Annotated in this window: 9 protein-coding genes, 2 tRNA genes and 1 pseudogene; 6 read left to right on the forward strand and 6 right to left on the reverse strand. The window is 66.6% G+C overall.

The window, feature by feature from the left end; genetic code table 11:
- Positions 1-335: 335 nt before the first annotated feature.
- From QH168_RS14050 to QH168_RS14060, 3 genes are all read right to left on the reverse strand, one after another.
- Complete coding sequence (locus tag QH168_RS14050) at positions 336-1,679, reverse strand: ABC1 kinase family protein (RefSeq protein ID WP_280235078.1); 1,344 nt, start codon at positions 1,677-1,679, stop codon at positions 336-338.
- A gap of 76 nt (positions 1,680-1,755) precedes the next feature.
- Positions 1,756-2,616 (reverse strand): hypothetical protein, encoded by an 861-nt coding sequence (locus QH168_RS14055; RefSeq protein ID WP_280235079.1) that lies wholly within the window; start codon positions 2,614-2,616, stop codon positions 1,756-1,758.
- Between the two features lie 83 nt (positions 2,617-2,699).
- Entirely contained in the window at positions 2,700-4,124 is a 1,425-nt protein-coding gene (locus QH168_RS14060; protein WP_280235080.1) for a zinc-dependent metalloprotease, read from the reverse strand.
- A gap of 173 nt (positions 4,125-4,297) precedes the next feature.
- Between QH168_RS14060 and QH168_RS14065 the strand changes: the two genes are divergently transcribed.
- Entirely contained in the window at positions 4,298-5,323 is a 1,026-nt protein-coding gene (locus QH168_RS14065) for a YlbL family protein (RefSeq protein ID WP_280235081.1), read from the forward strand.
- 61 nt (positions 5,324-5,384) lie between these two features.
- On the opposite strand, the gene QH168_RS14070 is transcribed toward QH168_RS14065, so the two are convergent.
- Entirely contained in the window at positions 5,385-5,966 is a 582-nt protein-coding gene (locus QH168_RS14070; RefSeq protein ID WP_432421096.1) for a PPA1309 family protein, read from the reverse strand.
- Between the two features lie 425 nt (positions 5,967-6,391).
- Here QH168_RS14070 and QH168_RS14075 point away from each other — a divergent pair, with 425 nt between their 5' ends.
- The gene (locus QH168_RS14075; protein WP_280235083.1) at positions 6,392-9,391 is read left to right on the forward strand and encodes a UPF0182 family protein; all 3,000 of its coding nucleotides are present in this window, start codon (positions 6,392-6,394) and stop codon (positions 9,389-9,391) included.
- A gap of 107 nt (positions 9,392-9,498) precedes the next feature.
- Here QH168_RS14075 and QH168_RS14080 read toward each other — a convergent pair.
- A pseudogene (locus QH168_RS14080) lies at positions 9,499-9,831 on the reverse strand (transglycosylase family protein); the annotation flags it as partial.
- Positions 9,832-10,422: 591 nt separating this feature from the next.
- Here QH168_RS14080 and QH168_RS14085 point away from each other — a divergent pair.
- The 3 genes from QH168_RS14085 (at position 10,423) to QH168_RS14095 (ending at position 12,307) form a co-directional block, all read left to right on the forward strand.
- A tRNA-Met gene (locus QH168_RS14085) sits at positions 10,423-10,496 on the forward strand.
- Positions 10,497-10,781: 285 nt separating this feature from the next.
- Positions 10,782-12,161, forward strand: a complete 1,380-nt coding sequence (locus QH168_RS14090; protein ID WP_280235084.1) for an ATP-binding protein — start codon at positions 10,782-10,784, stop codon at positions 12,159-12,161.
- Between the two features lie 72 nt (positions 12,162-12,233).
- A tRNA-Met gene (locus tag QH168_RS14095) sits at positions 12,234-12,307 on the forward strand.
- 83 nt (positions 12,308-12,390) lie between these two features.
- Here the strand turns inward: QH168_RS14095 and QH168_RS14100 are convergent.
- On the reverse strand, positions 12,391-13,125 hold the full coding sequence (locus tag QH168_RS14100) for a class I SAM-dependent methyltransferase (RefSeq protein ID WP_280235085.1): 735 nt from the start codon (positions 13,123-13,125) through the stop codon (positions 12,391-12,393).
- Between the two features lie 75 nt (positions 13,126-13,200).
- Between QH168_RS14100 and QH168_RS14105 the strand changes: the two genes are divergently transcribed.
- Positions 13,201-14,151, forward strand: coding sequence for a lipase family alpha/beta hydrolase (locus tag QH168_RS14105; protein WP_280235087.1), 951 nt, complete (start codon positions 13,201-13,203; stop codon positions 14,149-14,151).
- The last annotated feature ends 96 nt before the right edge of the window (positions 14,152-14,247 follow it).

A 14,247-nucleotide genomic window follows, 5' to 3' on the forward strand; every position in this document is an offset into this window, starting at 1 on the left:
CCATTGCGGCCCGGGAACTGGACGGTCGTGGCCTCGGCGTGGGTCTCGGCCGAGATCAGCTGCGGATTCATCAGGTCCGTGGCGAAGCGCAGCAGATCGTCTGCGCTGGAACGACAGGCGTGTGCGGGGCCCTTTGGGTCCGCGCGACACCGCACCCGCTGCTGCCCTCCGGCTGGCGCCGGGGTCGGGTAGACGCGAGACGGGCCGCGAACTGTGGGGCTCGGTCTCGCTTCGCTCGAAATTTGGGGGTGACCGACTGTCGTATCGGGTTGTGCCCGCAAGTAATCGGCGGCTTTCTTGTTTGTCGTGGGGTGGCCGATTTCGAGGTGAACTGCCTACGCGCTGTCGCGCTGCTCACGGAAGCCGGGCATCCAGGTGGCGGCCATCTGCATGAAGGGCACCTCGGCGTCGAGTTGGGCGCAGATGCCGATCGAACCAGCCAGGACCCGGAAGATCATCACATGCTCGGCGGGCAGCACGAGCGCGCGTGCGGTCTTCATCTCCGGGCTGGTGAAGTCCGAGGCCCGTCCGGCCACACGCTGCATCCACTTGCGGGTGAAGTGGAATGAATCAGATCTGATCGGATCGGTGAACGGGCGCAGATAGTCGGCGATCTCCTGATGAGTCAGCACGCGCCCTGGAATCACCCAGTTGTTATCGTGCAGCAGCGCGGTGAGCTGCTCGAACTCCTCATCGACCGCCAGCGCCAGGATCCGGCCGAGCAATTCGGGAAAGCCGTTGGGCAGCGGCGCGCAGGCACCGAAATCGATGACGGCGAGCTTGCCCTCCGGCGTCACCATGAAGTTGCCTGGATGCGGATCGGCATGCAGCCGACCGGCCAGTTCTGGTGAGGAGAAATGGAATCGGCCCATCAGCGTCGCGACCCGGTTGCGGAGTTCGCGGGTACCTTCGGGATCGGCGTTGCCCGCCGCGATGATCGCCGAAACCGCTGTGCCGTCGAGCCATTCGGTGACGATCACCTTCGGTGAGCTGGCCACTACTTTGGGCACCACGAACTCGGGATGGCCGTCGAAGGCCTTGGCGAAAGCGCGCTGATTGTTCGCCTCGTTGCGATAGTCGAGTTCTTCTTCGGTGCGCTCGGTGATCTCGGCGAGGATCGGCTTCACATCGGCGCCGGGAATCACCGAGGAGATGAGCCCGGTCATCCGCGACAGCGTCTTCAGATCCGCGCGCAGCGCCTCATCGGCGCCCGGATACTGCACCTTCACCGCGACCGCGCGCCCATCCGACCACACCGCCCGATGCACCTGGCCGATGCTCGCGGAGGCAGCGGGGGACTCGTCGAAGGAATGGAATCGGCTCCGCCACTGGGTGCCGAGCTGCTGATCGAGTACCCGGTGCACGGTCTCGATGGGCATCGGCGGTGCGGCCGCCTGTAGCTTGGTCAGCGCTTCCCGATAGTGCTCGCCGAACTCCTCGGGGACCGCCGCCTCCATGACGCTGAGCGCCTGCCCGAACTTCATGGCCCCGCCCTTGAGTTCGCCGAGCACGGTGAACAGCTGTTGTGCGGCCTTCTGGTTCAGCTGCGCGTTGATCTCACCCTTATCACCCCCGGCGAGCTTCTTGCCGAAACCTACGGCGGCTCGTCCAGCGATCCCGAGGGGAATCTTGGCTAACTTCGCATTGCGGGAGGAGCTGCGGCGCACGATCTCGGACACGTACCCATCATGGCCGACCGGACCGGTGCTGTGCCATGGAAATCCGCTGAGAATCGCGCTTTCGGAGTGGTAAGCGTCACGTCGCAGCGTCGATAACGGCCGGAATGCGGCGGCAGACACAGCGCGCGTGCGGCGCCCAGCGCCGGAGGCCGAGCCGATACGAATCCAGATCCAGCTCCAGCTGAGCGTCCAGTACCGCCGGCGGTCGCCGGACCGAACACGCGATGATCGACTCCACTTCGCGCAGCGCCAACGCCGCGGTGGCGTCGATACCGGATCGCGAACCGTGCCCGACGCGGCCGAGTAGTTGTGCGGCCAGCCGTGGCCAATCCGGGTCGTAGTCGGCGCGCAGCAGGTCGGCGCAGCGCAGGCAACTGGTCTGGCCGGGCAGCACCATCGGCCCGACCACACCGAGACCGTCGCGCAACCGCACCGGCAGGTGGGGGATTCGCTCCCGCAGCAACTGGTCGATGAGACGGGGGTCCGGCATCAGCGTATCGGTCAGCAGGACCAGGTCCGGCCGCTGGCGAAGATCGAGTCGGGCACCGCGCGAACGCACCGGACGCAACCCGAACCGGCGCAGACCCGCCGCGAGGGCATCGGTGAGCGGACCGAGGCCGTGTACCCGGACCCGGTGCACGCGCACCGCCGGAGTGTCGGGGTACACCAGCAGATCGGCGTCGTCGAGGAGGGCGAGCAGTTCGTTCGCCCGGCGCGCGGTGAGACCGAGTTCATGCGCCCGCCAGATGATCTGCGGCCGGGTGCGCAGGCCGTCGAGCAGATCGAGGAAGCGCAGGACAGTGTCGGCGTCGAGGCCGGGGATGGCCAGTTGACGGGCGGATTCCGGGTCCCAGCCGAGCTGGATCACACCGGAGGGCCTGGTCAGCACCAGCAGGCGCGGATGCAGCATCGGCCCGCGAACACACAGGGAAGTCATGGCGAGCAGTATGCGGAGCCACCCGCTGCGCATCCGGCGCGAAATCGGTGGTTATCCACAGGCCCGCGCCGGATCCCTCGCGGTCAGATGGCGGAACCACTCCCGGAATCGTCCGGCTTCTCACCGGCATCGCCGGACTTGTTGCGCTCATCGCGTTCGCGCGCCTCGGTTTCGGCCAACTGCGCCAACGGATCGTCGAAGGCGTTCGTACCGCCGCCGATCACCGTATCGATGAAACCGGCGGGCGAGTCGAGATCGCTGGCATCGGGCAGCAGATCGGGATGGGCCCAGACACCATCGCGTGCCTCCATCCCCGCGTCGGTGGTCAGCCGCTGCCACAGCGCCGCCGCCTCACGCAGCTTGCGCGGCCGCAACTCCAGCCCGACCAGGGTGGCGAAGGTCTGTTCGGCCGGACCTCCGGTGGCGCGGCGCCGGCGCAGAGTCTCGGCCAACGCGCCCGCACCGGGCAACCGTTCGCCGACCGCCTCGGCCACCACCACCTGCACCCAGCCCTCGATCAGGGCGAGCAGCGTCTCCAGCCGTTCCAGCGTCTGCTTCTGTTCCGGCGTGGTCTGCGGCTCGAACGTGCCCTGCGACAGGATCTCCTCGAGCTTGCCCGGATCGGTCAGCGACATCGGATCGATGCCCTGCGCCGCCTCCTCCAGCGCCGAGAAATCCATCTTGATACCGCGCGCGTAGCTCTCGACCGCGCCGAGCACCTGCGTACGCAGCCACGGCACATGCGCGAACAACCGCTGATGGGCCGCCTCGCGGGCGGCGAGGAACACCATGATCTCGCTCTCGGGCTGCTCGAGACCGGCGCTGAACTCCGAGATCGCGGCAGGCAGCAGCGCGGCGGTGCCAGCGGGTCCGAGCGGCAGACCGATATCGGTGGAGGTCAACACCTCCTTGGCGAGCTGGCCGAGCGCCTGGCCGAGCTGCGAACCGAACGCGAGCCCGCCCATCTGGCCGAGCATGCCCATCATCGGCGCCGCGAACTGTTTGGCCTCCTCGGGCAGGTTCGCTGTCCACATACCGGAGATCTGCTGGGCCACCGGATCACACAACCGCTGCCAGGTGGGCAGGGTCTCCTCGATCCAGTCGTTGGCCGTCCATGCGGTCGTCTTCGTCGCGCCCGCGGGCAATGTCGTCGCACCGTCGAGCCACAGCTCGGCCAGATGCGCGGCATCGGCCACCGCGCTGACGGTGCCCGCGGAGACCGGGGTGACGCTCGCACCGAGCTGCTGACGGGCCAGCCGCTTGGCGACGTCGTAGTTGACCGGACCGCTCTGCGCACCCGGCTGGGCCATACCCTGACCCATACCGCTGAGCATCTGGCCGAGCGAGGTCAACATCTGCCCGAGCTGGGAGGGATCGAATCCGCCCGCACCGGAACCGGCCATGCCGAAGCCGAACGGGTCGCCCGCGCCGGAACCGCTCGGCTCATCGCCTCGTTTGCGGTCATCGTCGTCGTCGCGGTTCGAGAATCCGAACGGATGGTCACTCATACCCATCACGTTACGCGGCGCGGACCGGCGGCGATGTTCGCGCGCCGCGAAATCGCCCGCGGCGCTCGCGCGGGTGTGCGGGCACCCACACGGCAGCCGATCCCGGCACTCGCGAACCGCGAAACCTCCGCCGGTTCCGCCCATGGACCGCGGCGATCGCTACTGTTGGCCGCGTGAATCGTCGGATCATCACTCTGCTCGCCGCGCTGCTCCCGGTGCTCGTGCTGGGCATCGCGGGGAGCTGGTTCAACGTGCCCTTCGTCGCGCTCGGCCCAGGGCCGACGTTCAACACCCTCGGTGAAGTGGACGGCAAACAGGTCGTCGACGTCACCGGTGTCGAAGTGGATCCCACGTCGGGCAACCTCAATATGACGACGGTCTCGGTACGTGACGGACTGAACATCTTCGAGGCGATCGGCTTCTGGTTCAGCGGTGAGCACGGCCTCGTCCCGCGCTCGGAGGTCTATCCCCCCGGTGTGTCGCGGGAGGAGATCGATAAGTCCAATCAGCAGGACTTCAAGGACTCCGAGAGCAATGCCGAGGTCGCGGCGATGAACTTCCTCGATCTGCCCACCGTCGTGCTCGCCCGCACCGTCGTCGACGACGGCCCGGCCAAGGCGGCGCTCGAAGCGGGCGACGAGATCGTCAGCATCAACGGCATCCCGATGGTGGAACCGAAGGACGTGGTCGACACCATCGGCAAGCTGCCGCCCGGTAGCGAGGTCACCGTGGTGAGCCGCCGCGACAACACCGAACGCACTGCCACCGTCACCCTCGGTGCACGCGAAGACGACCCGGCCAAAGGCTATTTCGGCGTCATCCCCGGTGCAGGCGCACGCCCACCCATGGAGGTCACCTTCAACCTGGCCGATATCGGCGGCCCGTCCGCCGGACTGATGTTCAGCCTCGCACTCATCGACAAGCTCACCCCGGGCGAACTCGACGGCGGCACATTCGTCGCGGGCACCGGATCGATCGACCAGGACGGCAAGGTCGGCCCGATCGGCGGCATCCAGTACAAGATGATGGCCGCACGCGAAGCGGGCGCCGAGACATTCCTCGTCCCGGCCGCCAACTGCAACGAGGCCAGACAGCGCACCCCCGACGGGCTGCGCCTGGTGAAGGTGGACGATCTCGCCGGCGCGGTCCGGTCGCTCGAAGATCTCAGCGCCGGACGCCCGACGATCGGCTGCGGCTAGCCCGAACCCGGACAGCGGTCGGCCCCGCTGCGGTGAGCGCGACGATTCGCGCCGCAGCGGCTCAGTCCAGCGTGTGCCGCAACGCCTCGGCCACATTCGCGGCCAGATTCGGATAGGTCCGCAACTCCAGATCGGCGAACTCGTCGGCGTCGTCATCGGGACGCACCTGGAGCAGACACAACGTCTGCCCCTCCCGCAGCGCCGCCGCGAACAACCGGGCCTCCCGGCGCTCGGGATGCGCATGCGCCGCCGCGCGGCCCGCCGCATCGGCGGCATCGTCATCGGCGAGCAGCGGCGTCAACGCATCATCGAGAGTGCTCTCCGCGGTGGGCGGCAACACCACGATCTCCTGAACCAGTACACATCCCGCGACCGCGGGCGGCCAACTGGTGGTGGCCAGCACCTCCTCCAGCGCAATCGAACCGCCCCTGACGTCCTCCGGGAACGGTTCCTGAGCGACCGGCGTGAGTTCGTCGCCCGCATCGAGCTGATCCATGAGCCCCGGCTCGGCGGCTACCAGATCGGCCGTCGGGACCAGCGCGAACATCTGCGGCGGACGTCCCCACCCCTCGCCGTCGACGAACTCGGCCACCTCCCGGACGGCCCGGGACAACACCACTTCGGCATGCAGTTCAGCGCTCACTGTGTCCATTCTGCGCCGCCTGCGGCGGCGCGTGTTCGCGGGGCTGTGTCTGATTTGCGGCGCCTTCGGCGCCGCGGGTTCGCGGCCCCTTGGGGTCTCGCGTCTCCGCTGCCGCTGCTTGCCTTCGGCTTGCGCAGCGGCAGGGGAGACGCGAGACGGGCCGCGAACTTTGGGGTTCGGTCTCGCTTCGCTCGAAAACGGGGTGCGACCTGCCGTTGTTCGGGATGCCGGTGCTGGTGCGGTGGCTGTGTCGGATTTGTCCTGGTTTGTCTCGGCGGGCGGGTCGACCATCTTTGTGCTGCCCTGCCAGCTGCGTGGTGTCCGATTTTCCGTAGAGTGGGCGCAAACGGTCCGAAACGGACCATCCGCAACATCGGACTGCGGCGTGCAGGCCTTGGCGCCGCCGGACCCTGGAGAGTGGCATCGTGGGCATGCGGCCCCCCTCGGGCTTACCTTCGTTGTCCCGCCGCAGCCGTGTGCTGCTGGTGGCGGCCGTCGTTCTGGCGGCGCTACTGCTGGTGGGACCACGACTGGTCGACACCTATACGAACTGGCTGTGGTTCGGCGAGGTCGGCTTCCGTGACGTCTACGTCACGGTCCTGTGGACCAGAATCCTGATCTTCGCCGTGGTGGGGCTGTTCGTCGGACTGGTGGTGTGGGCGGCGCTGCTACTGGCGTATCGCTCCCGGCCGGTGTTCGTGCCGACGGCGGGGCCCAACGATCCCATCGCGCGCTACCGCACCACCGTCATGAGCCGACTGCGGCTGTTCGGCATCGGCATCCCGGTGCTGTTCGGTGTGCTCTCCGGCCTGGTGGCGCAGTCGAATTGGGTCACCGTGCAGTTGTTCCTGCACGGCGGTTCCTTCGGCCAGACCGATCCCCAGTTCAATCTCGACGTCGGCTTCTACGCCTTCGATCTGCCGTTCTACCGGATGATCCTGAACTGGCTGTTCGTCGCCATCGTCATCGCGTTCTTCGCGAATCTGGTCACCCACTACATATTCGGCGGGCTGCGCCTGTCCGGCCGCGAGGGCACCCTCACCAACGCCGCGCGCATCCAGCTCGCGGTGCTGGCCGGAACATTCGTGCTGTTCAAGGCCATCGCGTACTGGTTCGACCGCTACGAACTGCTGATGAGCAGCCGTAAGGAACCGACCTTCAACGGTGGTTCGTTCACCGATATCAACGCGGTGCTGCCCGCCAAGCTGATCCTGATGTCGATCGCCATCATCTGCGCGATCGCCTTCTTCGCCGGCATCGTGCTGCGTGATCTTCGAGTGCCGGCAATGGCCGCTGCCCTGCTGGTGCTGTCCTCGGTGCTGGTCGGCGCGGTGTGGCCGCTGATGGTCGAACAGTTCTCGGTGCGTCCGAACGCCGCGGAGAAGGAAAGCGAGTACATCGAGCGCAATATCGCGGCCACCAGGAACGCCTACGACATCACCGACGACAAGATCGACTACGTCTCCTATTCCGGTGAGAGCAGTAAGAACCCGGCCACCATTCCGGTCGACAACGCCACCATCGCCAACGCGCGGCTGCTCGATCCGAACATCCTGTCGCCGACGTTCACCCAGCTGCGTCAGCTGAAGAACTTCTACGGCTTCCCCGAGTCACTGGATATCGACCGCTACACCCTCAACGGCCAGGTACAGGACTTCATCGTCGGCGCACGCGAACTGTCGCCGTCCTCGCTGAGCGGTAACCAGACCGACTGGATCAACAAGCACACCGTCTACACCCATGGCAACGGCTTCGTCGCCGCGCCGGCCAACCGCGTCAACCGGCCGCAGTCGGAGGATCCCAACGCGGCCGGCGGCAGCAGCGACTCCGGCTATCCGATCTTCATGGTCAGCGATCTGTCCACGAAGAAGGAAGATCAGCGCATCCAGGTCGATCAGCCGCGTATCTACTACGGCGAGCTGATCTCGCAGTCCAACCCGGACTACGCGATCGTCGGCGCCGCGGAGGGCCAGACTCCGCGTGAGTACGACACCGACAACGCCCGATTCACCTACGACGGCGCCGGTGGCGTGCCGATCGGGAACTGGTTCAACCGCCTGGCCTTCGCGGCGAAGTACGCCGAGCGCAACATCCTGTTCTCCTCGGCCATCGGCGACGAATCCAAGATCCTGTTCAACCGCGACCCACGAGACCGGGTGCAGAAGGTGGCGCCGTGGCTGACCACCGACGGCAACACCTACCCGTCGGTCGTCGACGGCCGGATCGTCTGGATCGTCGACGCCTACACCACGCTGGACAACTACCCCTACGCCCAGATCTCCTCGCTGGAGGGTGCGGTCGAGGACAGTATCGACCGCAAGACCGGCCGATTGCTGCCGCGCAAGGAGGTCAGCTACATCCGCAACTCGGTCAAGGCCACCGTCGACGCCTACGACGGCTCGGTGACCCTGTACGAGGTGGATTCCTCCGACCCGGTGCTGAAGGCCTGGCAGGGAGTGTTCCCCGACGCCGTGAAGCCCGCCAGCGAGATCAGCCCCGAACTGCGTGAACACTTCCGGTACCCGGAGGATCTGTTCAAGGTGCAGCGCGACATGCTCACCAAGTATCACGTCGACGATCCGCGCGAGTTCTTCACCAACAACGCGTTCTGGTCGGTGCCCGCCGATCCCACCGTCGAGGGGGTGACGGCCAGCCAGCCGCCGTACTACGTGCTGCTCGGTGACCCGGAGACCGGTAAGCCGGTGTTCAACCTGACCAGCGCGATGGTCGGCTACAACCGGCAGTTCCTGTCCGCGTACATCTCGGTGCGGTCGGATCCGGACGGTTACGGCAAGTTCCGCATCCTGCAATTGCCGACCGACACCCAGACCCAGGGTCCGCAGCAGACGCAGAACACGATGACGACAGCGCCGCAGGTCTCGCAGGAGAAGACGCTGCTGTCGAACTCGAACAAGATCAGATACGGCAATCTGCTGACGCTGCCGGTCGCCGACGGCGGCATCCTGTACGTCGAGCCGTTCTACAACGAGCGTAATACCGGCCCGAACACCGCGACCTTCCCGCAGCTGCTGCGCGTGCTGGTCAGCTATCGCGATCAGGCGGGCAGTGTGAAGGTCGGCTACGCCTCGACGCTGGCCGAAGCGCTGAACCAGGTGCTTCCGGGTGCGGGTGCGCTCGCGACGCCGCCGGGCGGTGATCCGGCCATCCGGCCACAGCCGGGAACGGCGCCACCGGTCGAAGGCTCGACGCCACCACCGGCGGAGAACGGTACCGAGCCGCCGGTCGAGGGTTCGACGCCACCACCGGCGGGCTCCTCCGGTGCCAAGGATGCCGCGGCCGCCGAGCTGAACCGCAAGATCGAGGCGGTCCGCACCGCGATGCGGACGGGCAACTTCGCCGACTTCGGTCAGGCGCTCGACGAGTTGGAGGCCGCGGTCAAGGCGTATCAGGACGCCGGACGCTGATCCGCTGAACACAGAAACGGCGCTGTCATCCGGGTGGATGACAGCGCCGTTTCGTATGCACTGCCGAGTCGGGCATCAGCGGCCGAGCCGCATGCCTATCGAACTCAGAGGTAGGCGCCGCAGGTCGGCCAGGCGCCGGCACCCTGGGTGGCCAGCACGTTCTCGGCCACGCGGATCTGCTCCTCGCGGCTGGCGTTGTGCGCGTAACCGCTACCGCCGTTGGCCTCCCAGGTGCTCTGCGAGAACTGGAGGCCGCCGTAGTAGCCGTTACCGGTGTTGATGGACCAGTCGCCACCGCTCTCGCACGCGGCGACGGCGTCCCAGTTGCCCGAGGCAGCCGAAGCGGTGGCGGTGGAAAGACCGAACGGGACGGCAACGAGAGCCCCTGCAATGGCGGCGAGGCCGAGGGCGCGGGTGCTGAACTTCCGGTTCTGAGTCATGTGGTTTCCCTCCCTGTGCCCACCAGCTCGGCGGATGTTCTCCGTCGGCCCCTGTCCCCAGGTGAATGTCGGGGTACTCCGAACCGTGGGACAGGGTCTCCGGTGTTCGTCGGTTCGGGTTCGAGCCCATCTCGGTTTGATCCGGGCCGTGGCAACGACGGTAACGAACAAATCTCGTTCAATCACGTCTTGATAACTTCCAATTTATTGCCCGTGAATCGGTAGCATTAGATCGTATTCGCTGGTGAGAAACCGGATTCGCCCCTACCCAATAGGCATTGTGATAACACCGTTATGTGTTCGGGATCACTCCGAAATCGTTGTTCGGGTCACAGGATCTGCCGGTTTCCGGCGTCTCGCTACCGTCGGGCAACCGTGTCGCCGGAGTCCGTGGCGTCTGGCTCGACCGGGTGCGGGCACCTGTCGGTGGGGTGGGTGCCCGGCGGCGCGTGGACGTGTCGGTAGGGCTGCTCGTTGATGGCTGGATGCCACGGGAAGCGGCTGCGGACATCGTCTGTGACCGGCCGAAAAGGCGCTCGACCTGCTGGTTTGCGATCGTCTCGAACCCGTGTGTAATGTTGTGTTCACCGACGCGGGGTGGAGCAGCTCGGTAGCTCGCTGGGCTCATAACCCAGAGGTCGCAGGTTCAAATCCTGTCCCCGCTACTACAGGCCCGGCCTGAAGGTATACAACCTTCAGGCCGGGCCTTTCCGTTTCCGGTGCCGGATCGGCCCTCATCCGCTGGCGCAGCGCCCCAGCATCCCAGTCGAGCGGAAACCGGCAAGTATCCAGCAGATCGACCATATGACGAATAGCCGCTCATCGAGATATAAAGGCGGCACAATTGCGCCGAGCCCCGCCCATCACCGAATAATGACCGAACCGCGCCGTCATGCACCCGGCCGCGTGATATCCACCGTTGCGGCCCGCCCTGATGGCAGTATCGGCTCATGTCCGCCTCGCCGCATCCATCCGCCCGATCCGATGACGGACGCTCCTTCCTCGTCCCCGACGCCGCCGACAGCGCCTACATCCCCGGTTCGCTCGTGGTCATCGACGCCGACGGGCACCGGCAACTCGGACTCGTCGAACAACGATCGGAAACCACACCCGTCCAACTGCGTGGCCGACTGATCGGTGAACTCACCGCCGAGGGCATCGACACCCGCACCAGCCACGCCTTCGGATACGGCGGCCTGGAAACGGTCGACACGGGCACGGTCCAAGCCCTGCACGAGACCACCGGCGCCGTCCTCGACATCGGCGTCGCCCTCGCCGCCCCCGGCGGACCCGCACGACTGCTACCGAAACGATTCAACCGCCACACCTTCTGGTGCGGGCAGAGCGGCTCCGGCAAGACCTATGCACTCGGCGTCGTCCTCGAACAACTCATCGCCCACACCGCCCTTCCCGTGGTGATCTTCGACCCGAACTCCGACTTCATCCGCCTCGGCGAAGTCGCCCCCGAGGCCACCGGCCCCACCGCGGCCGCGCTCCGGGAACGCGACATCCGCGTGCTGCGCCCCAACGCCGACACACCCCAGTCACTGCTACGGGCACGATTCACGACGATGCCGCTGGCCTCCAAGGCGGCCATCCTCCAGATCGACCCCATCGCCGACCGCGAAGAATTCAACGAACTGCTCCACATCGGCCCCCTGCTGGCGACCACCGATCTCGGCCAGCTGCTGCCGACCCTGCTCGAATCGGGCACCGGCGTACGACGCAGCCTCGCCCAGCGCGTGGAGAATCTCGGCCTGCTCGACTGGGAGGTCTGGGCGCTGGACAACGCCGCGGTCACCGAGATCGTCGCCGAACGGCCCGACGCCACCGTGCTCGACCTCGGCGGCTTCTCCACCCCCGAACAACAGCTGGTGGTCGCGCTGTCGCTGCTCGACGAACTATGGGAGCGCCGCGAGGAACGCAAGCCGGTACTGCTGGTCATCGATGAAGCCCACAACCTGGCCTCACCGCGCCTGGACTCCGCGCTCGCCATCGCCGTGCGCGAGCGACTCATCCAGATCGCCGCGGAAGGCCGCAAGTTCGGCCTCTGGCTCCTGCTGTCCACCCAGCGCCCGTCCAAAGTGCATCCCGGCATCACCTCCCAATGCGACAACCTGGCACTGATGAAGATGACCTCACCGGTCGACCTCACCGAACTGGGCACCTACTTCGGCTACGCCCCCAGCGCACTGCTCGCCCGCTCACCATGGTTCCGCCAGGGCGAGGCCCTGTTCGCCGGTGGATTCGTCCCCGCACCCACCCTGGTGAAGGTCAACACCAGGATCACCCCCGAAGGCGGTATCGACGTCCCCGTCCCACTGCGCTGACCACCCGATATGCCCCCGCACCGCAGCCGATTACGTTCTCACGCCACAGGTGTGTAAGCTGATGATTACCGACGCGGGGTGGAGCAGCTCGGTAGCTCGCTGGGCTCATAACCCAGAGGTCGCAGGTTCAAATCCTGTCCCCGCTACTAGGGAAAGGCCCGGAACGCACAGTTCCGGGCCTTTCTTGTGTCCTGCGGCAGCGCACCCGACTCGCCGCACGCGGTAGCGATCAGCGGGTTCGGAGCACAGCGATGATCGGGTTGAGTGGTTCGCAGGTCATGCCGTGTTCTTCGGCTTCGCGGGTCAGGTCGTCGATGCCTACGGTGCGCCAGATGTGGTCGGCGGTGAACTCGCGGACGACGGTCTCACCTTCCCGGACCACGTAGCGCATCGTCCAATGCTGGGATTCCGCGTCGGCGGGTTCGCCGCTGATGTGGACCTCGTTGTCGCGCTGCCCGATTCGCTGGTTGGCGATCATCATCTCCGGGACGGGTTGCGGGCGATCCAGTGGCATGTACTCGACGACGATGGGAGCTTGCGGGGTGAGTCGGTCGCGCAGGCGAGCCCAGAGCTGTTGGCGCGCCGGTCGATCGAGATATCCGATCACACCGAAGAGTACGGCCGCGCCGAGGGTCTCGGGCAGGGCGACCTTCTCGGCGATTTCGGGATGGACGGTGACACGGGCGGCGTGGTCGGGGTGGGCGAGCAGGCGGGAGACGAGTGCCGCGCGCATGGCCGCAGACGGTTCGACCGCGTGGATGGGTACCTCGGGTACGGTCTCGGCGATCGTCATGGTGGATAGACCGCTACCCGCGCCGATGTCGATGATCGGCGCGGTGATCGGCCCCGAGCCGGTGAGCGCCTCGACGAGAACGGCACGCTTTAATTCCCAGTGCGGCGCCGCCATCACATCGTAGAACTCGGCCGACAGCGCATAGGGATCATTGTTGGTAATGGTTGTCATTTCAGTAGACTAGCCGCTGTGTTCGGCGAGTGTTCGAAAGTCTCCGCGGCTGTGCGGCGATACCGGTGGTCGGTTGTGTTGCTGACGGCCGGGCTGTGGCTGCTGGTGGCACCTCCAGCGGTCGGCTCCGCCGAAAGTGACGCTTCAGGGCTGGAACTGGCGATATCCGAACCGATGCTGACGCGGGCTCTGTCGTGCCCGAATGAACTGGTCCACATCGACCGTCCGGTCGTCCTCCTCATTCCGGGTACCGGCCTGACCGGAGCGGAATCCTTCGCGCACGGGCTCGGACCGCGGTTGGTGGCCGCGGGCTTCGATTGGTGCACGGTCGAATTCCCGGACCTCGGTCTGGGAGATGTGCACACCAATGTCGAATTCGTGGTGTCGGCGGTGCGGGCACTGGTCGAACGGGCCGGACGCCAGGTATCGCTGGTCGGACACAGCCAGGGCGCGGTGCACGCACGTGCCGCGGTGCGCTGGTGGCCGGACCTGCGTGATCGAGTGTCCGCGGTGGTCACGGTCGCGGGGGCGAATCAGGGGCTGGCGCTGGCCTCGGCGCGGTGTGCGCTCGCTCCGTGCTATCCCGTTGCGTGGCAGCTGGATTCGAATTCCCGATTCATGGCGGCACTGAACGACGGACCGGTTCCGCCGGGGCCCACCTATACCGCGATCGGCAGCATCGATGATCTGGTCATCAATCCCGGTCGCCTGCCGGGGGAGGCGGCACCGTACTTTCTCCGCGGCCTCGGGCGGGCGAACATCCTCGTGCAAGAGGTGTGCCCGGGACGGGCGGTCGGGCATATGACCGCACTGTTCGATCCGGTCGTCGCCGCGATCGTGGTCGATGCGCTGTCGCACTCGGATGGTTTCCGTGGGCTTCCCGCCGGCGGGTGTGCGTCGGTGGGTGAGCCGGACCTGCTCCGGGCAGCCGCGAGGTTGGCCGATTCGATGGTCCGCCAGAGCAACCCGTTCGATCCTCGATTGGTCTCCGCCGAGCCGCCCTCCCCGGACTACGTCCGCGACTGACGGTCGCGTCGGCGCGCCTCATCGGCATTGCCCGTGCTGGGGAGGCTGGATTGCAAATGACAATCATTATCATCTAAGCTCGCTCCAGCTCTGCCC

Origin of the sequence: Nocardia cyriacigeorgica, from assembly GCF_029868385.1 — a bacterium.
In the GTDB taxonomy this organism is placed as follows: Bacteria; Actinomycetota; Actinomycetes; order Mycobacteriales; family Mycobacteriaceae; genus Nocardia; species Nocardia cyriacigeorgica_F.

Excerpts from the sequence above, each read along its gene's own strand:
- QH168_RS14060 (WP_280235080.1), bottom strand. The coding sequence starts at position 4,124 with ATGAGTGACCATCCGTTCGGATTCTCGAACCGCGACGACGACGATGAC.
- QH168_RS14100 (WP_280235085.1), bottom strand. The coding sequence starts at position 13,125 with ATGACAACCATTACCAACAATGATCCCTATGCGCTGTCGGCCGAGTTC.
- QH168_RS14055 (WP_280235079.1), bottom strand. The coding sequence starts at position 2,616 with ATGACTTCCCTGTGTGTTCGCGGGCCGATGCTGCATCCGCGCCTGCTG.
- QH168_RS14090 (WP_280235084.1), top strand. The coding sequence starts at position 10,782 with ATGTCCGCCTCGCCGCATCCATCCGCCCGATCCGATGACGGACGCTCC.